This is a genomic window from Faecalibacterium sp. An77 (assembly GCF_002161315.1).
Classification (GTDB): domain Bacteria; phylum Bacillota; class Clostridia; order Oscillospirales; family Ruminococcaceae; genus Faecalibacterium.
Genome location: NZ_NFHK01000001.1, coordinates 120,962 through 139,879, shown reverse-complemented (window position 1 = coordinate 139,879; position 18,918 = coordinate 120,962). Strand labels below are relative to the sequence as shown.

General features: G+C 63.7%; 13 protein-coding genes. 3 read left to right on the top strand and 10 right to left on the bottom strand.

The window, feature by feature from the left end; translation table 11 throughout:
• The first annotated feature begins 49 nt into the window (after positions 1-49).
• Together gltB and B5G28_RS00625 are read left to right on the top strand one after the other, a co-directional pair.
• Entirely contained in the window at positions 50-4,579 is a 4,530-nt protein-coding gene (gene gltB, locus B5G28_RS00630; RefSeq protein WP_087245385.1) for a glutamate synthase large subunit, read from the top strand.
• 15 nt (positions 4,580-4,594) lie between these two features.
• Positions 4,595-6,079 carry a glutamate synthase subunit beta gene (locus B5G28_RS00625; RefSeq protein WP_087245383.1) on the top strand — a complete coding sequence of 495 codons (1,485 nt, stop codon included), beginning with the start codon at positions 4,595-4,597 and terminating at the stop codon, positions 6,077-6,079.
• 1,095 nt (positions 6,080-7,174) lie between these two features.
• On the opposite strand, the gene B5G28_RS00620 is transcribed toward B5G28_RS00625, so the two are convergent.
• The 3 genes from B5G28_RS00620 to B5G28_RS00610 all read right to left on the bottom strand — a co-directional run bounded on the left by B5G28_RS00620 (position 7,175) and on the right by B5G28_RS00610 (position 11,649).
• A complete protein-coding gene (locus B5G28_RS00620) occupies positions 7,175-8,863 on the bottom strand; it encodes a PASTA domain-containing protein (protein ID WP_087245381.1) in 1,689 nt (562 codons plus the stop codon).
• 401 nt (positions 8,864-9,264) lie between these two features.
• Positions 9,265-10,002 carry a YebC/PmpR family DNA-binding transcriptional regulator gene (locus B5G28_RS00615; protein ID WP_087245379.1) on the bottom strand — a complete coding sequence of 246 codons (738 nt, stop codon included), beginning with the start codon at positions 10,000-10,002 and terminating at the stop codon, positions 9,265-9,267.
• Positions 10,003-10,170: 168 nt separating this feature from the next.
• Entirely contained in the window at positions 10,171-11,649 is a 1,479-nt protein-coding gene (locus B5G28_RS00610; RefSeq protein WP_087245377.1) for an RsmF rRNA methyltransferase first C-terminal domain-containing protein, read from the bottom strand.
• A 136-nt stretch (positions 11,650-11,785) separates the two neighbouring features.
• On the opposite strand from B5G28_RS00610, the gene B5G28_RS00605 reads away from it, so the two are divergent.
• Positions 11,786-11,977 carry a hypothetical protein gene (locus B5G28_RS00605; protein WP_087245375.1) on the top strand — a complete coding sequence of 64 codons (192 nt, stop codon included), beginning with the start codon at positions 11,786-11,788 and terminating at the stop codon, positions 11,975-11,977.
• A gap of 161 nt (positions 11,978-12,138) precedes the next feature.
• Here the strand turns inward: B5G28_RS00605 and B5G28_RS00600 are convergent, their stop codons facing one another.
• The 7 genes from B5G28_RS00600 to B5G28_RS00570 all read right to left on the bottom strand — a co-directional run bounded on the left by B5G28_RS00600 (position 12,139) and on the right by B5G28_RS00570 (position 18,844).
• Complete coding sequence (locus B5G28_RS00600; RefSeq protein WP_087245373.1) at positions 12,139-12,555, bottom strand: ribonuclease III domain-containing protein; 417 nt, start codon at positions 12,553-12,555, stop codon at positions 12,139-12,141.
• A 15-nt stretch (positions 12,556-12,570) separates the two neighbouring features.
• A complete protein-coding gene (obgE, locus tag B5G28_RS00595) occupies positions 12,571-13,854 on the bottom strand; it encodes a GTPase ObgE (RefSeq protein ID WP_087245371.1) in 1,284 nt (427 codons plus the stop codon).
• 170 nt (positions 13,855-14,024) lie between these two features.
• The gene (rpmA, locus tag B5G28_RS00590; protein WP_087245369.1) at positions 14,025-14,276 is read right to left on the bottom strand and encodes a 50S ribosomal protein L27; all 252 of its coding nucleotides are present in this window, start codon (positions 14,274-14,276) and stop codon (positions 14,025-14,027) included.
• A 14-nt stretch (positions 14,277-14,290) separates the two neighbouring features.
• Positions 14,291-14,602 (bottom strand): 50S ribosomal protein L21, encoded by a 312-nt coding sequence (rplU, locus tag B5G28_RS00585; protein WP_164488780.1) that lies wholly within the window; start codon positions 14,600-14,602, stop codon positions 14,291-14,293.
• A gap of 276 nt (positions 14,603-14,878) precedes the next feature.
• Positions 14,879-16,288: a glycoside hydrolase family 1 protein gene (locus B5G28_RS00580; protein ID WP_087245365.1), complete on the bottom strand. Its 1,410-nt coding sequence runs from the start codon at positions 16,286-16,288 to the stop codon at positions 14,879-14,881.
• 27 nt (positions 16,289-16,315) lie between these two features.
• Positions 16,316-17,935 (bottom strand): PTS transporter subunit EIIC, encoded by a 1,620-nt coding sequence (locus B5G28_RS00575; RefSeq protein ID WP_242967419.1) that lies wholly within the window; start codon positions 17,933-17,935, stop codon positions 16,316-16,318.
• 81 nt (positions 17,936-18,016) lie between these two features.
• Positions 18,017-18,844, bottom strand: a complete 828-nt coding sequence (locus B5G28_RS00570; protein WP_087245363.1) for a PRD domain-containing protein — start codon at positions 18,842-18,844, stop codon at positions 18,017-18,019.
• Positions 18,845-18,918: the final 74 nt, after the last annotated feature.

The following is an 18,918-nucleotide window of genomic DNA, read 5'->3' as shown; positions in this document are numbered from 1 at the left end:
TGCCCCGGCGGCCTGCCATTTCAGATACGATAGAAGGATGGGAAAGGAAATGGATCATTTGACCGAACGCACAGCGCCTGCCGGCCTGTATGACCCCCGGTTCGAGCACGATGCCTGCGGCATCGGGGCCGTGGTGGACATCCATGGCCGCAAAACCCACCAGACCGTCAGCGACGCGCTGACCATCGTGGAACACCTGGAGCACCGCGCCGGCAAGGACGCCGAGGGCAAAACCGGCGACGGCGTGGGCATTCTGCTCCAGATCAGCCACCGCTTTTTCTCCAAGGTCGCCGACCGGCTCAACATCGACATCGGCGGCGAGCGGGAATACGGTGTAGGTATGTTTTTCTTCCCCCAGGACGAACACCTGCGGGCCCGGGCCATGAAACTGTTCGAGGTGGTGGCCCGAAAGGAAGGGCTGGAGTTTCTGGCCTGGCGCGCGGTGCCGGTGGCCCCCGACGCCGTGGGCCAGAAGGCCCGGGACTGCATGCCCTCCATCTGGCAGTGCTTCATTAAGAAGCCGGCCAAGGTCAGCAAGGGCATCGACTTTGACCGCCGGCTGTATGTGCTGCGGCGGGTGTTTGAGCAGGCTTCCAGCGGCACCTATGTGGCCAGCCTGTCCAGCCGCACCATCGTGTACAAGGGGATGTTCCTGGTCCACCAGCTGCGGCAGTTCTACCTGGATTTGCAGGACGAGGACTATGAATCCGCCATCGGCATGGTCCACAGCCGCTTTTCCACCAACACCACCCCCAGCTGGATGCGGGCCCACCCCAACCGGTTCATCCTCCACAACGGCGAGATCAACACCATCAAGGGCAACACCGACGCCATGCTGGCCCGGGAGGAGTCCATCTCCTCCCCCATCCTGCAGGAGGACATGAACAAGATTCTCCCCATCGTCAACACCGCCGGCTCCGACTCGGCCATGCTGGACAACACCCTGGAATTCCTGGTGATGAACGGGATGGACCTGCCCCTGGCGGTGATGATCACCATTCCCGAGCCCTGGGAGAACAACCAGAACATCAGCCCCAAAAAGCGGGCGTTCTATCAGTATTACGCCACCATGCTGGAGCCCTGGGACGGCCCGGCGGCCATCCTGTTCTCGGACGGCGACGTGGTGGGCGCGGTGCTGGACCGCAACGGCCTGCGGCCCAGCCGCTACACCATCACCCGGGACGGCCGGGTGATCCTGTCCTCGGAGGTGGGGGTTCTGGACTGCCCGCCCGAGAACGTCCTGGTGAAAGACCGGCTGCGCCCCGGCAAGATGCTGCTGGTGGACACGGTCAAGGGCGAAGTGGTGGACGACGAGCAGCTGAAAGAAGCCTATGCCGCCCGGGAGCCCTACGGCGAGTGGATTGACCGGTGCCTGGTGCAGCTGAGCAGCCTGAAAATTCCCAACCGGAAGGTTCCCTCCTACACCCCCGACCAGCTCACCCGGCTGGAAAAGGCCTTTGGCTACAGCTACGAGCAGATTCACGAGCTGCTTCTGCCCATGGCCCGCCAGGGCGCGGAGCCCAGCGGCGCCATGGGAGCCGACACCCCCCTGGCGGTGCTCAGCAGCCGTCACCCGCCCCTGTTCAGCTATTTCAAGCAGATGTTCGCCCAGGTCACCAATCCGCCCATCGACGCCATCCGGGAAAAGGTGGTCACTTCCACCAGCGTCTATATCGGGGCCCACGGCAACCTGCTGGAGGACCGGCCCGAAAACTGCAAGGTGCTCAAGGTCCACAACCCCATTCTCAGCGAGACCGACCTGCTGAAAATCCAGGCCATGAACGTGCCGGGGTTCAAGGTAGCCACCGTCTCCATCAACTACTACAAGAACACCAGCCTGGAAAAAGCCATCGACCGGGTGTTCCTGGAGGTGGACCGGGCCTATAAGGACGGGGCCAACATCATCATCCTGTCCGACCGGGACATCGACGAATACCATGTGGCCATTCCCAGCCTGCTGGCGGTGTCGGCGGTGAGCCAGTACCTGGTCCGCACCAAAAAGAGCACCGCCCTGGCCCTGATTCTGGAGAGCGCCGAGCCCCGGGAAGTCCATCACTTTGCGGCCCTGCTGGGTTACGGCGCCTGCGCCGTCAACCCCTACCTGGCCCATGAGGCCATCGGCCAGCTGATCGGGGACGGCCTGCTGAACAAGGATTTTTATGCCGCGGTGCAGGACTACGACAACGCCGTCCTGAACGGCATCGTCAAGATTGCCTCCAAGATGGGCATTTCCACCATCCAGAGCTACCAGGGCAGCCAGATTTTCGAGGCGGTGGGCATCTCCAAAGAGGTCATCGACAAGTATTTCACCGGCACCGTCAGCCGTGTGGGGGGCATTGGGCTGGAGGAGATCCAGGCCGACGTGGAGGCCCGGCATTCCGCCGCCTTCGACCCCCTGGGACTGGACATCAATATGCAGCTGGCCTCCAGCGGCGACCACAAGTACCGCGCCGGCGGCGAAGATCACCTGTTCACCCCCCAGACCATCCACCTGTTCCGGAAGGCCTGCTTTGAGAACGATTACGATGCCTTCAAACAGTTCACCCGGGCGGTGGACCAGATGGGCGACAACGGCGTCCACCTGCGCAGCCTGCTGGAGTTCGCCTATCCTCAGGAGGGAGGCATCCCTCTGGAAGAGGTGGAGCCGGTGTCCTCCATCCTCAAGCGGTTCAAGGGTGCGGCCATGAGCTACGGCGCCCTCAGCAGCGAGGCCCACGAGACCATTGCCCTGGCCTTCAACCAGATCGGGGCCCGCAGCAACACCGGCGAGGGCGGCGAGCCCCCCGAGCGGTACCACAGCCCCAGCAACTCCAAGATCAAACAGGTGGCCTCGGCCCGGTTCGGCGTCACCAGCCAGTACCTGGTGTCGGCGGAGGAAATCCAGATCAAGCTGGCCCAGGGCGCCAAGCCCGGCGAGGGCGGCCAGCTGCCCGGCAGCAAGGTCTATCCCTGGATTGCCCGCACCCGCCACAGCACCACCGGCGTGGGGCTGATCTCTCCCCCGCCCCACCACGATATCTATTCCATCGAGGACCTGGCCCAGCTGATTTACGACCTGAAGAACGCCAACCGGGACGCCCGGATCAACGTAAAACTGGTCAGTGAGGCCGGCGTGGGCACCATCGCCGCCGGCGTGGCCAAGGGCGGCGCCCAGGTGATTCTGGTGTCGGGCTACGACGGCGGCACCGGCGCAGCCCCCCGCACCTCCATCCAGAATGCGGGCCTGCCCTGGGAGCTGGGCATCGCCGAGACCCATCAGACCCTGATCCTCAACGGCCTGCGGACCCGGGTGCGGATCGAGAGCGACTCCAAGCTGCTGAGCGGCCGGGATGTGGCCATCAGCTGCATGCTGGGCGCAGAGGAATTCGGCTTCGGCACCAGCCTGCTGATGGCCGAGGGCTGCGTCATGATGCGGGTGTGCAACCTGGACACCTGCCCCATGGGCATCTGCACCCAGAACCCCGAGCTGCGCAAGAACTTCATGGGTAAGCCGGAGTATATCATCCATTACCTGACCTTTGTGGCCTCCGAGCTGCGGGAGTATATGGCGAAGCTGGGTGTGCGCACCATCGACGAGCTGGTGGGCCGCACCGACCTGCTGCGGGTGAAGCCCGCCGCCGGCCGGGCCGTCAAACTGAATCTGGAGTCCATCCTCCACAACCCCGCCATTGAGAATCTGAACGTGCACTATCAGCCCGCCGATGCCTACGACTTTCACCTGGAACAGACCCTGGACATGCGGGTGCTGATGAAGAAATTCCGCCTGAACAGCAAGAATCCCCAGACGGTGGATGTAGCGGTGTCCAACACCGACCGGGCTTTCGGCGCCATCTTTGGCAGCGAAATCACCCGGAAATACGGCAACGCCCTGCCCGACGATACCTTTACGGTGCGGTGCACCGGGGCCGGCGGCCAGAGCTTCGGCGCCTTCATTCCCAAGGGCCTGACCCTCCGCCTCACCGGCGACTGCAACGACTATCTGGGCAAAGGCCTGTCGGGCGGCAAGATCATCGTCCGGCCCCCCGAGGGGATGGCATCCCGTCCCGAGGACAACATCATCACCGGCAACGTGGCCCTGTACGGCGCCACCGGCGGCACAGCGTTTTTGTCGGGCGTGGCCGGCGAGCGGTTCTGCGTCCGCAATTCGGGAGCCACGGCGGTGGTGGAAGGCGTGGGCGACCACGGCTGTGAGTATATGACCGGCGGCACGGTGGTGGTCCTGGGCCCCACCGGCAAGAACTTTGCGGCCGGCATGACCGGCGGCATCGCCTACGTTCTGGACGAAAACTGGGACTTCTACCAGCGGGTCAACAAGGAGACGGTCAGCCTGGAGCCGGTGGAGCACAAGCACGACGTGGCCGCCCTGAAAGAGCTGATCCGGGCCCATGTGGAGGCCACCGGCAGTCCCCGGGGCCAGGAAATCCTGGATCAGTTCAGCGACTACCTGCCCAAGTTCAAGAAGGTCCTGCCCTACGATTACGACCGGATGCTTCGGATCATCGCCTCCATGGAGGAGCGCGGCCTGGACGGCGAGCAGGCCCAGATCGAAGCCTTCTACGCCCAGCAGAAAGTCAAGTGAGGGAGGGAACCTATCATGGGCAAAACCACAGGATTTATGGAGTTTGAGCGCAAAGTCAGCGCCGACGCCGAGCCCCTGGCGCGGCTGGAGCATTACAACGAGTTTCATGCTTTCCTCTCCCGGGAGGAGCAGCAGACCCAGGCGGGCCGCTGCATGGACTGCGGGGTCCCCTTCTGCCAGGCGGGGCTGATGATCGGCCCGGCGGCGTCGGGATGTCCCCTGCACAACCTGATTCCCGAGTGGAACGAGCTGGTGTGGCAGGGCAAATGGGAGCTGGCGCTGCGGCGGCTTCTGGCCACCAACCGGTTCCCTGAGTTCACCAGCCGGGTCTGCCCGGCCCTGTGTGAAGCGGCCTGCACCTGCGGCAGCGTCACCGGCAGCCCGGTGACGGTGCGGGAGAACGAGCACGCCATCATCGAGACCGGCTACGCCAAGGGCTGGATGAAGCCCGCCCCGCCTCCGGCCCGCACCGGCAAGAGCGTGGCGGTGATCGGCAGCGGCCCGGCGGGCCTGGCGGTAGCGGAATATCTGAACCGGCGGGGCCACAGCGTCACCGTCTACGAGCGGGAGGACCGGCCCGGCGGCCTGCTGATGTACGGCATCCCCAACATGAAGCTGGAGAAAGAGGTCATCGAGCGGCGCATCCGGATCATGCAGGCGGAGGGGATCGAGTTCCTCACCGGGATGGATGTGGGCCATACGGTGGACGCTGCCGAGGTGGCGGCCCACTACGACGCAGTGGTGCTCTGCTGTGGAGCCAAGCGGCCCCGGGACCTGAACGTTCCGGGCCGGGATGCCCAGGGGGTCTGCTTTGCGGTGGATTACCTGACCAGCGTCACCCGGAGTCTGCTGGACTCGGACCTGTCGGACGGCAAAGCCATTTCGGCGGCGGGGAAAAACGTTCTGGTGATTGGCGGCGGTGACACCGGCAACGACTGCCAGGGCACCGCCCTGCGCCAGGGCTGCACCGACCTGCTGGCCCTGGAGATGATGCCGGAGCCTCCCGCCCAGCGCACCGCATCCAATCCCTGGCCCGAATGGCCCCGGGTGAAGAAGACGGATTACGGTCAGGTGGAGAGTCTGGCCCGGCTGGGCAAAGATCCCCGGGCCTACCAGACCACGGTTCAGGAGTTCCTGACCGACGAGGAAGGCAAGCTGTGCGGGGCGGTCATTGCCCGGCTGCGGCCCGAGCGGGACCCGGAGACGGGGCGCACGTCGATGGTGCCCACCGGGGAAACCTTTACCTACGAGTGTCAGCTGGCGCTGATTGCGGCGGGTTTTGTGGGCTGCGAGCCCTATGCAGCTGAGGCTTTCGGGGTGAATCTGAACGCCCGGGGCTGTGCCGACGCACCCGATTACCGAACCAGCGCGGACAAAATCTTTGCCTGCGGCGACATGCGCCGGGGCCAGAGCCTGGTGGTCTGGGCCCTGCGTGAAGGCCGCGACTGTGCCGCCCAGGTGGACCAGTACCTCATGGGCTACACCAACCTACTTTTCTGAAGAAAAGTAGGCAAAAGACTTTTCACTGTGTACCATCAAGTTGGCGGGTCTCCGAAGGTTCCACGGGACCTTTACGCCCCGGCTCCCTTGTTACGTTTGCGCCTGCGGCGCAGTGCGATACAAAGTCCATTTTAGCTCGCTTTTTTCAACCGGTATGCTCTGACAATCTATAAATAAAATAACCCTCGCCCTCTACCGGGGCGGGGGTTTCACTGTGTACCATGAAGTTTGCGGGTCTCCGAAGGTTCCACGGGACCTTTACGCCCCGGCTCGCTCGTTGCGTTCGGCAACGTAGGCGAGGCGCTGCCTGTGGCAGAAACAGCCGAGCCGGAGTTGGGGCAAGCACACCGAAGCGCGGCCAGTGGACGATGCAGCGAGGTGTGTTTGGCTGCGCAGCCGAGGCGCTGTCTGCGGCAGAAACAGCCGAGGCGGAGCAGGGACAGCGGTCTGTCTTTTGCGAGAGCGCGGCGACGCTCGAAGCAAAAGCAGGGCACCGCAACCCGGAGCAGCGCTCCAATTTTTACAAGGGCATTCATGCCCGCAGAAAAAATTGGCTAAGCACAAGAGAACAAAGCCTGTTTTGACTTAATTCTATTACCCGGTACGCCCTAAAAAAACTATAACAAAACCCCCGCTTCTCAAAAAGAGGCGGGGGTTTTCTGTTGGTGTGGGTTTGCTCATGAGCCCCGCGCCCGCCAAAGCGGGCGCTCTCAGCAATCGGAGCGGCGGGCAAAAGCCGTTAAGAAAAACACCCGTGCCGCCGTTTGAGGCTCTCTAAGTTTAAACGGGCCAGGCATGACAGTGTTTTTTAGGCTTTTGAACGCCGCGACTTCCTCATTTGGGTCCAGGGCAGCTTTGGCCCGGCGCGTCCAGTGGACGAAACAGCCGGGCCGAAGCTGGCGCAGCGCTCCGGTTTTTGCAAGCGCCCTCCGCGGCGCGCCGCAAAAATCGGCTAAGCGCAAGAGGCCTGGTCGTTAGGGAGGGGGAGTCGAAACCCCCTCCCTGGCCCTCTGGCCCCAGCGGAGCGGACAAAGACGAAAAAGAAAAAAGTGTTAAAGGTGGGGCGGCGGATGCTTGCAAAACCGGAGTACTGCCTCAGTCGGTATCCACGCCGCTGGTGTCGATGTCCTCCTCGGTCAGGGCGCCGCCCGCATCCGGGACGGTATCGGGGGTGGTGGTGATCTGGACATCCCGGTCGGCAGCAATATACACCACAATGGTGCTGCCTGCCTCCACCATGGTGCCCGGCTCCACGCTGCAGGCCACCACGCAGCCCGACGCATACGACCCGTCGTTCACCACCATGAAGCAGCTGGGCACCAGGCCCCGGCTTTCCAGCTCCCGGATGGCTCCCTCCTGGGTGAAACCGATGGTATTGGGCATTTCCACCATCTGGGGGCCCTTGCTGATGACCAGGCGGATGGTGGAGTTTTCCCCTTCGGTGATGGCGGTGCCGGGGGCGGGGTCCTGGGTCAGGACGGTGCCCGCCGGGGCGCTGTCGCTGTATTCTTCGGTGACGTAGAACAGATAGATGCCGGTGTATTCCCGGTTGTTCTGAATCTGGGAATAGCTCATCCCCACAAAGTTGGGGACGTAGTTCACCGTCACAACGCTGGGTGCGCTGGTGGACTCGGAGGGGGCAGTCTGGTCGGCGGGAGGCTGGCTGCGGCCCAGCAGGCTCCACAGCGTCAGCAGGGTCAGCACCGCCAGCAAAACCAGAATGCCGGTCAGAATGGCCGTCAGGGTCAGAGCGGGCTTCTGCTTTTTCTCCCGCGCCTTGCGGCGTCCGGCCGCATGGACGGTGCGGGCTTCCTCCTCCGCCGCCGACGGCGAGGACAGGGCCCGGCTCAGCTGGGGCACCGTCTGAATCCGGCGGGCCGGGTCCAGCTGCAGGCCCAGGGCCAGCGCTTCCGATACATAGGGCGGCACCGCCGGGTTGACGGTGCGGGCTTTGGGGTTGGAGTCGGTGACCATCCGCTGGGCGGCCGGCACCGGGCTCTGGCCGCACACCATCCGGTACAGCACCGCCGACAGGCTGTACACGTCGGTGTAGCGGCCCTCAAACTCCACAGCCGAATACTGTTCCGGGGCCGAATATCCCTCATACAGCTGGCCGTGCAGGCCGCTGCCTGCCGTCCGCAGGCCGATGGTGGCGTAGCCGGTCAGCCGGGCCCGGCCATTGTCCAGCACCCGGATGTTCTCAGGGCAGATGCCCCGGTGAACCAGCCCCACCTGATGCATGGCGGCCACCCCGTTGAACACCGGCTGCAGCATGGCGCAGGCCTCCTCGGGGGTGATGGTGCGGCGCTGCTTGTCCAGCCACTGGTCCAGCGGCACGCCGCCGGGGTTTTCCAGGACGGCATAGACGGTGTTGTTGGCCTCCACCACATCCAGCACCGCCTCCAGGCCGGTGGCCGGGGTGATCCGCTGGATGGACCGGTACAGGTCGGCGAAATCCATTCGGGTGGTCTTGAGCAGCACCTCGCTGCCGGGCTTGGCCCGCAGCTGACAGTCGCTGCCCCGCTCCGCCGACAGGGTGATGGGCAGGTATTCCTTGATGGTCACCCGGAACCGGCCCCGGTTTTCCACGCCGCGATAGAGGATGCCTTCGCCGTCGATGCTCAGCATCTCCCCCACCGTGTACCGGCCCGCCAGCAAAGTGCCCACCGGCAGGGCCCCCGCCGGATTCCGCCCGGCAAAGCTCCGCCGGCAATGGGGACAGCTGGCGGCCCCCTCGGTCAGTTCGGCCCGGCAGTACGGGCAAAGGATCTTCTGCGGTTCCATCTGCGCTCCCCCTCTCCGGTGGTTTGTGTTGATTTATCAACCTGTAGAAAAAGTCCAGACCGGACGACAAGTGCGTACGGTCTGGACACATACAGGGAAATTGCCCGCAGAGAGTGTGCGAGCCCATCAGGGCGAGTGCGCGGTTCTGCGGGCAATTTTGTCCCCTGGGCAGCGGCGGCAACCGCATCCAGTGGATGAATCAGGGAGCCGCCGCTGGCGCAGCGCTCCGTTTTTGCAAGCGCCGCTACGGCGCGCTGCAAAAATCGGCTAAGCGCAAGAGGGATATACCAGGGGGAAGGAATTTCTGACCTGCGCAGGCAGGCAGAAATGGGTTCCCCCTGGAGCGTGTCACAGACACGCTTCATCCGGGCCAAAGCCACGGCCCGGCTTGTGTGTGCGGATTATTCCGGCAGGTCCTCTTCGTTCTCCAGACTGTGCCAGACGTTCTGGACGTCGTCATCCTCCTCCAGAGCATCCAGCAGCTTGCCCATCAGCTTGAGCTGATCGGGGTCGGTCAGCCGGGTGGTGGTCATGGGCACCATGGCCAGGTCGGCCGAGATGAACTCATAGCCCTTGGCCTCCAGTGCGTTGCACACGGCCGAGAAGCTGTCGGGATCGGTGGTGATCTCGGCGGCGTCCTCGCCTGCGTCGAAGTCCTCGGCGCCGGCGTCCAGAGCGTCCATCATGGCCTCGTCGGCGTCCTTGTCCTCCAGCGAGATGTCAATGACGCCCTTCTGGGTGAACAGGAAGCCCACACAGCCCAGTGTGCCCAGATTGCCGCCGTTTTTATCAAAATAGTGGCGCAGGTCGGCAGCGGTACGGTTGCGGTTGTCGGTCAGGGTTTCCACCATGACGGCCACACCGCCGGGGCCGTAGCCCTCGTAGTTGATGGCTTCGTACTCGGTCTTGTCGCCGCCCTCGGCCTTCTTGATGATGCGCTGGATGTTATCGTTGGGAACATTCATCCGCTTGGCCTTGCTGATCAGGTCGGCCAGCTTGCCGTTCGAGGCGGGGTCAGGGCCGCCGTTGCGGACCGCGACACTGATCTCGCGGCCGATCTTGGTAAAGACTTTGGCGCGGGCGCCGTCGGTCTTTTCCTTCTTGCGCTTGATGTTGTTCCATTTGCTGTGTCCTGACATGGGATTGAGCCTCCTAGCTGTATCTTTCACGTGCCGCCCCGATGCCAGCCGACCCGGCGCGGCGTGTCCTTTCCCTCTGGTGAAGTCCTGAAGGTATCTTTCATCAGACTTTCTTATCAATTTTAGCACAAACTGGTTCTTTCTTCAAGCGCCAGTTTGGCCGCCGCCTCAGCCCAGCAGCCGCAGGGCCTTGGGATAGTGGTTTTTCACCCGTCCCCCCGACACCTTGCCGCCGCCCAGGGGGCAGCCGTCCACCGTCACGCAGCACCAGCCGTCTTTGGCCGATGCGGCCTCGATCTCCTGCCCCAGCAGGTAGGCCCGGCAGCGGGGATCGCTGCGGGTCAGGGCCTCTGTATTGACGCACTCTTTGCCGAAGGCGGTGAACAGGTGATGTCCCGGCACAAATCGTCCCTTCTGGACGGTGCCGGCCAGCACCCCCGCCCGCAGGATATGCAGGCCCAGGGCCGGGCAGACCGGGGGCAGCAGCACCGATTCTCCCAGCACCACGGCGGGCTTATCCGCCAGGGCGGGGAAAAACTGGGCGGCAAAATCCTTCCACGCCGCCAGCATCTGCCCTGCCGGGACGGGTTCCGGCTTTCCGCCCCGGGGACTGCGGCCCGCAGGGGTGCGGTTTTTCCCTTTGGGGGCGGAGGATTTGCGGTCGGGCTGGGGCTTCTGGAGCCGGGCCAGCCACACCTCCTCCTCGGCGGCCCGCTGGGCGGGATCGGTGGCCCCCGCCTTCACCAGACGGGCCATAAAATGCCCTTCGCCCCCCTGGCAGGGCCAGATCCGGCGGACCAGGCTCACATCCAGAGGCAGGCCGCCGGTGCGGTTTTCCTCTCCCGGGCTGCCGAAGGGCGCAAAAGCCCGTTCCATCACGTCGGCCAGGGCAAATTCCGGGTGCCGGGCCAGAAAGGCCGCCACCTGGCCCTCGTCCTCCTCGGGGGCAAAGGTACAGGTGGAGTAGACGATCTCGCCGCCGGGAGCCAGAGCCGCCGCGGCGCTGTCCAGAATGGAGGAGCCCAGGGCGGCGCACTGGGCCACCAGGGCCGCCGAATGCTGGGCCAGGGCGGCGGGCTCCTTGCGGAACATGCCCTCGCCCGAGCAGGGGGCGTCCACCAGAATCCGGTCGAAGAACTCGGGCAGGGCCGCCGCAATCCGCTCGGGGCTCTCGTTCAGAACCACCGCGTTGGCCACTCCCATACGCTCCAGGTTGCTCTTGAGGATTTCGGCCCGGGCGGCCACGTATTCGTTGGCGATCAGCAGGCCCTCCCCCGCCAGGGCGGCGGCCAGCTGGCTGGTTTTGCCTCCCGGCGCGGCGCACAGATCCAGCACCCGCATCCCCGGCCGGACCCCCAGCAGGGGGGCCGCCGACGAGGCCGAGGGCTCCTGGGAATAGAATACCCCCGCATGGTGCCAGGGGTGCCGCCCCGGCTTGAAGTCCTCTTCCTGCACCAGGAACCCCGCCCCGCAGAAGGGGGAAGGCGTCACGGCAAAGCCGGCCCCGGCTGCGAAATCCGCCGGGGACATCCGCAGCGGCGAGACGGTAACCCCCCGGGCGGCCTGAGCCGCCGGCGGGGCGTACAGCTCCTCATAGCGGGAACCCAACAAAGCCCGCTCCCGCTGTTCAAAGTATTCGGTCGGCAAGAAAATCTCCCCCTTGTGCCCTTGCGGCAGATGTATAAAGCCGTCGCAAACGGCCAAACTATGACCAGCGGGGGCAGCCGTCCCCGCAGGAAATGCGACCACAACCTGACCACAATCCGAAAGGAGCAATCAAATCATGGAAAATCGCAGCAACAACGTCAAGCAGTCCGGCGCCCAGTCCAGCACCCACAGCAACCGTGCGTCCAACAGCCGCACCACCAGCTCCACCAACGAGCACAAGCACCCCAACCAGTACACCAAGGGCGCTGACGACGAGGGCGCACAGAACGCCAAGTCCACCAAGACCAGCAGCAAGAACTGCCGCTGATTCCCCGGCTTTGGTCCGGGAGCGTAACCCGTTTCCGGGCGCATCTTCCCTTCCCTGACCTTTCACACACCTGAAAAGCCCGCTGCCTCCCCTTCACGGATTCCCGTGCGGGAAGCAGCGGGCTTTTTCCGTCGGGATGGCGGGCCCTCTGGGGGTCAGGGTCAGCTGCCGGGCGCGGCGGGGTCATACCCCGCCCACAGCGCCTCGAACAGCTCGCCGATGCGGGCGGTGTTCCCCTGGAGGTACAGCCAGCCCAGCAAACACTCAAAGCCGGTGGAGGCCCGGTATTCCTGGGGTGTGGCGTGCTTGGAGACGGCGGCGCGGCTGGCGTTGCGGCCCCGCTTGAACATCTCCAGCTCCTCCGTGGTGAACAGAGGCTCCAGCAGCTGCTCCTCCCGGAACTGGGCCCGGGCGGATACATATTTGATCTTTTCGGCGTTCAGGCGGCCGGGAGCCAGCCGGTGATATTCCACCAGCCGCCGGCGCACCAGCAGTTCCAGCACGCTGTCCCCCACAAAGGCCAGGGCCAGGGGGCTGATCTCACGCAGGTCGATCTTTTCCGCGGGTGTCTTGTCCATGGCGCTGCCCTCCGGTTAGAAGATATAGTCGAACTGATAATCGCCGATGAGGATGGTGTCGTTTTCCTCCACGCCCTTGTCCACCAGGGCGTCCAGGATGCCGCTCTCCCCCAGCTGCCGCTGGAAGAACTGCAGGCTCTCGTAGTCGTCCACGTTGCTGCCGGCCAGAATCCGCTCCAGCCAGGGAGCGTCGATGGACCAGCGGTGGGCCTCCAGCCGGGTGATGGTGAAGCTGCGGTCGTCGGGCTTGACCTCCGGCTTTTTGTACTCGGTCGCAAAGACCGGCACCGGCGGGATATCCTTCAGACGGTTGTACACCAGGCCGGGCAGGGCCTTGACCCCCTGCATGGTGGCCGCCGAGATGGGCACAAAGGTCAGACCCTTGGCCTCCACATACTGGCGGAAGGCCTCGATCTGTTCCTCGGTGGCCAGGTCGCACTTGTTGCCCACCACAATCTGGGGCCGCTGGGCCAGGGCCGGGCTGAACCGCTCCAGCTCCTGGTTGATCTTCTCAAAGTCGTCCATGGGGTCCCGGCACTCGCTGCCCGAGACGTCCACCACATGGAGCAGCAGACGGCACCGCTCCACATGGCGCAGGAAATCGTGGCCCAGGCCCACGCCCTCGCTGGCGCCCTCGATCAGGCCGGGGATGTCGGCGCAGACAAAGCTGGCGCCCTCACCCACCGACACCACGCCCAGCGTGGGCACCAGGGTGGTAAAGTGGTAGTTGGCGATCTTGGGCCGGGCGGCGCTGATGGTGGAAATCAGGGTGGACTTGCCCACGTTGGGGAAGCCGATCAGGCCCACGTCGGCGATCAGCTTCAGCTCCAGGGTGACCTGGATGTCCTCGCCGGGCATGCCGGGCTTGGCGAACTTGGGCACCTGGCGGGTGGGGGTGGCGAAATGGGCGTTGCCATAGCCGCCCCGGCCGCCCTTGGCCACCACCACGGGGTCGTGGGTGGACAGGTCGGCAATGACCAGGCCGCTGGCGGTGTCCTTGATGACGGTGCCCATGGGCACCTTGATGATGAGGTCGGGGGCGTTGGCGCCGTGGCAGTTGCTGCCCCGGCCCGGGCCGCCCTCCTGAGCGGTGTACTTGCGCTTATAGCGGAAATCCATCAGGGTGGTCAGGTGATCGTCCACCACAAAGATGATGTCGCCGCCGCGGCCGCCGTCGCCGCCGTCGGGGCCGCCCGCCGCCACGAACTTTTCCCGGTGGAAGCTGACCGCCCCGTCGCCGCCCTTGCCCGCGTGGAGCCAGATGGTGGCGATATCAATGAAATTTGTCTGTGCTGCCATGTGTTTCTCCTTTATTCTGCCGCAGGTGAGCGGGCCGGCGCCCGGGCTGCGGAGATTCTGCTCTCAGCATTCCCCTGCATCCGGGGCGTCATCCAAACTCTCTTACACATAAAAGAGCCGGGCCAAACGGTCCGGCTCTTCGATCTGCAGTTTGTCAGGTCCTTGGGAAGTTACTGCTTGACGCTGCACTTCTTGCCGGACTTGCCCACGCGCTCAAAACGGACGGTGCCGTCCACCAGAGCGAACAGGGTGTCATCGCTGCCCTTGCCAACGTTCTCACCCGGCTGAATGTGGGTGCCGCGCTGCCGGACCAGGATGTTGCCAGCCAGAACCTTCTGCCCATCGGCACGCTTCACGCCCAGACGCTGGGCCATGGAGTCGCGGCCGTTCTTGGTGCTGCCTACGCCTTTCTTGTGTGCCATTGTATACTTCCTCCTTAGCCGTTGATCGCAGTGATCTCAACCTTGGTGTAGGGCTGACGATGGCCCATGCGGCGAGCACTGTGCTTCTTGGGACGATAGGTGATGATGTTCAGCTTTTTGCCCTTGCCATTCTTGATGACCTTGGCAGTGACCGAAGCACCCTCCACGACGGGAGCGCCCACCTTCACCGAGCCTTCCTCGCCCACAGCGAGGACCTGATCGAACTTCACTTCGGAGTCAGCCTCAACGTCCAGCTTTTCAATGTAGACGATGTCGCCCTGCTCCACGCGGTACTGCTTACCGCCGGTAACAATGATTGCGTACATGTGTTTCATCCTTTTCTGTGTACTCGCTGGCTGTCAAGGCAGGCCCGCATCCGGGCCATTTTGGGCGCCCACGCCAAGCGGCTGATATAGTATACCAGAAAATCGGGGGCATTGCAAGGGGTTTTTCGGATTTTCCGGCGAATCTTTTCGCCTTGCAGCGTGGTTTCGGCGGGGAGCCGTCCCGGCCGGCCGCCGGGCCCGGGGTTTCCCAGTCAAAAACGGCCGCCCTGTGGAATCTCCACCCGGGCGGCCGTCTTCAGAGTGTCATGCAGAGGCTCAGACTTTCAGGCTCTCGCCATTGGTGGCGATGACTTCCTTGTACCAGTCAAAGCTCTTTTTGCGCCAGCGGGCCAGGGTGCCGGTGCCGTCGCTGTTCAGGTCCACGTAGATCATGCCGTAGCGCTTTTTGATCTCGGCGGTGGAGCAGGAAATCAGGTCGATGCAGCCCCAGGCGGTATAGCCCATCACGTCCACCCCGTCGTGCAGCGCCTCGCTGACCTGGACCAGGTGGTCGTTCATATACTTGATGCGGTAGTCGTCCTCCACCGTGAAGCCGCCCTTGCCGTCCGGCACCAGGGTGTCGTTGGCGCCCAGGCCGTTCTCGGCGATGAACAGGGGCTTCTGGTAGCGGGCGTAGAGCCGGTTCAGGGTATAGCGCAGGCCCTGGGGATCGATCTGCCAGCCCCACTCACTGACCTTAGAGTAGGGATTGCGCTTGAGGTTGGTGGTCATGTTGCTGCCGGTGGGCTCGCCCTTGGTGGGGTCGGCCGAAGCGCAGTTGCTGGAATAGTAGCTGAAGGAGACAAAGTCCACCGTATGGGTCAGGGCCTCCCGGTCGGCGTCGGTGATCTCCAGCTGAACCCCCTTCTCCTCAAACAGCCGCTTGGCAAAATAGGGGTAGGCGCCCCGGGCCTGGACGTCGGCAAACAGGTAGTTTTCGTCGTCCAGACGCATCACCTCGATGATGTCGTCGGGGTTGGGGGACAGCGGATAGATGGTCACCGCCAGAATCATGCAGCCCACCTTGTAGTTGGGGTCGATCCGGTGGGCCAGCTCCACCGCCCGGGCGCTGGCCACCAGCTCGTGGTGGATGGCCTGGTACAGGTCCTGGTTGCTCAGCTGGGCCTTGGGGGTCAGGATGGCCCCGCTCATGAAGGGCTGATGCAGGATGGAGTTGATCTCATTGAAGGTGACCCAGTACTTCACCTTCCCCTTGTACCGCTCAAACAGCACCTGGCAGTATTTCAGGTACAGGTCAATCATGATGCGGTTGCTCCAGCCGTTGTACTTTTTGGCCAGGGCCAGAGGGGTCTCGTAGTGGGAGATGGTGATGAGGGGCTCGATGCCGTACTTGAGGCACTCGTCGATGACCGCGTCATAGAACTTCAGGCCGGCCTCGTTGGGCACAGCCTCCTCCCCGGTGGGGAAGATGCGGCTCCAGGCGATGGAGAACCGGTAAACCTTGAACCCCATCTCGGCGAACATGGCGATGTCCTCTTTGTAGCGGTGGTAGTAGTCGATACCCTTCAGCTTGAGGTTGTCGGGGGTGGGGCCGTCGGTGATGACCTTGAACCCCTTGGGCAGGACGTCCTGGATGGACAGGCCCTTGCCGTCCTCGTCATAGGCGCCCTCGCACTGGTTGGCGGCGGTGGCGCCGCCCCACAGGAAATTTTTCGGGAAATACATAGGCTGCAAGCTCCTTCTTTTAGAGAATCAGGCGTTTTCCTGGCCTTCCACGGGGTCCTTGTACAGGATGAAGGACACCACGAAGCCCACCACAAAGGCGATGGCTGCGCCGGCGCAGGCAAAGTAGAAGTTGCTCATGGGTGCATCCAGGCCAATGTAGCTGGGCAGGGTCAGCAGGCCCGGCGAACCGCCGGAGTAGTTCTTGGTGTTCATCAGGCCCATGAAGAAGCCGCCCACACCGCCGCCCACCATGGCGGCGATCATGTTGGTGCGGATCTTCATGGTGACGCCGTACAGCACCGGCTCGGTGATGCCGCAGACGGCGGTGATGCCGGTGGAGGAGGTCAGCTCCTTCAGCTCCATGTTCTTGGTCTTAAAGGAGACAGCCAGAGCGGCGGCGCCCTGAGCGATGTTGGAAGCCAGCTGGCCCGGGTAGATGATGGTGTCGAAGCCGATGGTCATACGGTTGTTGATGCCAATGGGGGTCAGAGCGTGGTGGGTGCCGGTCATGACCAGGAAGGGCAGCAGCGCGCCGATGATGGTGGGAGCCAGCCAGGGAGCGATGGCGCTCAGGCCGTTGATGGCGGAGGCCAGGATGTTGGAGATCACGTAGCCAATGGGGCCCAGGACGCACAGGGTGGCGATGCCCACCACCAGCATGGTGATCAGAGGTGCGGTGAAGAAGCGGACCGCCTTGGGTGCAAACTTGTTGGCCAGAGGCTCCACCTTGGACATCAGCAGCACACCCAGCAGGATGGGAATGACCGAGGAGGAGTAGGTGGCGTTGTAGATGGGCAGGCCAAAGACGGTGATGGCGTCACCGGTCTCCTTGGAGGCGGTGACCATGCTGACAAAGTTGGGGTGGATGAGGATGCCGCCCAGCATCATGGCCAGGTAGGGGTTGCAGCCCAGCTTTTTGGCGGCCGAGTTGGCCAGCAGGATGGGCAGGAAGTAGAAGGTGGCGTCGGCCATGAAGTTGATGACCTGGTAGGTGCTGGAGGCGCTGTCCACCAGCTTGAAGGCCACCAGGATGGCCAGAACGGCCTTCAGCATACCGGCGGCGGTCAGCGGGGGCAGGATGGGGGTGAAGATGCCGGTGATGGTGTCGATCAGGCGGCTGACGAAGGAGCCCTCCTGCTTGGCGGGAGCGGCGGAGCCGCCCTCCAGATTGTGGAGCTGGGCCGCCACTTTCTCATACACCTGGGTGACCTCGGCGCCGATGATGACCTGATACTGGCCGTTGGCCGAGGTGACGCCCACCACGCCCGGGGTGCTGCGGATGGCCTCGGTGTCGGCCTTGCTCTCGTCCTTCAGATTGAAGCGCAGGCGGGTGATGCAGTGGGTGACGTTGGCGATGTTGGCCTCACCGCCTACCAGGGCGATGATCTTTTTGGCCAGCTCGTCGTAGTTTCCTTTTTTAGCCATGTACAATTCCTCCTGAGAGTCTGGTTGTACCGTGATGCTCAGGCGGCTGCGGCCCAGTTCTGCCGCCGCCACGCCGGGCACCCCGCGTACCGATGCGAGATCCACCATACTGCGGTCCTTGACGGTGATATACAGCTTGTCTCCGCTGGCCTGCCAACGGCCCACGTTGGCCTGGCCGCCGATGTACGGGTATACCTGCTGCAAAAACTGCTCCTGATTCACGGTTGATCTCTCCTTTTTATCTGCACCGGGCCACGCGCGCCATAGACCGGTCCATTCTGATTGCGGGACAGGCAGGGCCTGTCAGTCCCCTTTCTGCTGCACGCGGTAGATGTGCAGCATCAGGTACAAAAGTTCTTCGTCGTTGCACTGCCAGCTCCAGGCGGAGGCGAAATACTCCACCACCGCTTTGGCGCAGACATAAATCTGGGGGTATTCCCGCCGCATCTGGCCCAGCAGGCCCACGGCCTGGTCCTCCACCTGGCGGCCGCTCATCAGCCGCTGGATCAGGTAGCGCAGGTGCATGGCGAACCGGGAATACTGAAAACTGTCCTTGTCCAGCCGGATGTGCAGCTCCTTCTCAATGATGGCGTCCACGTCCTCGGTGATCTTGAGGGCCAGCATGGTGGAATGGATATCCCCCGACTCGTTCTCGGCGTTGATGAGGTGGAGGGCCACGCTCACCGCCTCACAGTCGGGCAGGCGGGTGCCGGTATAGGCTTCCATGATGTCCAGGGCCCTGCGGCCCAGGGCGGCCTCTTTGGGGTACAGGTGCCGCACGTCGTAGGACAGCGGCGTGGACAGGACGGTGCCGCTGCGCAGCCGCTCCTGTGCGAAGTTCAGATGGTCCGCCAGCGTGAAGGGCAAATTGGGGTTCAGCTCGCACTCCAGCTCCATCTCGGCCAGCTCGGCAATGTCGGCGCTGGCCTCCAGCACCGCGTCCGGGATGCCGGCTGCCATCTGGACATAGCGGGGGTCCATATCGTAAAAAGTACGCTGTATCTTGGAATAATCGGTCAGTTCGTAGGGCATGTCGGCAAAGCCGATCCCCTTGCCCAGCACCACCACTTCGGTGCCGCTGCCATCCAGCCCCAGCGCTGCGTTGTTGTTGATCTTTTTGATGATGCGCACGTCGGAACCACTTTCCTCCCCGGCCGGCCCGGTCACGCGGGCACCGCTCAAACCAATAAAAAAATCCCCTGAAG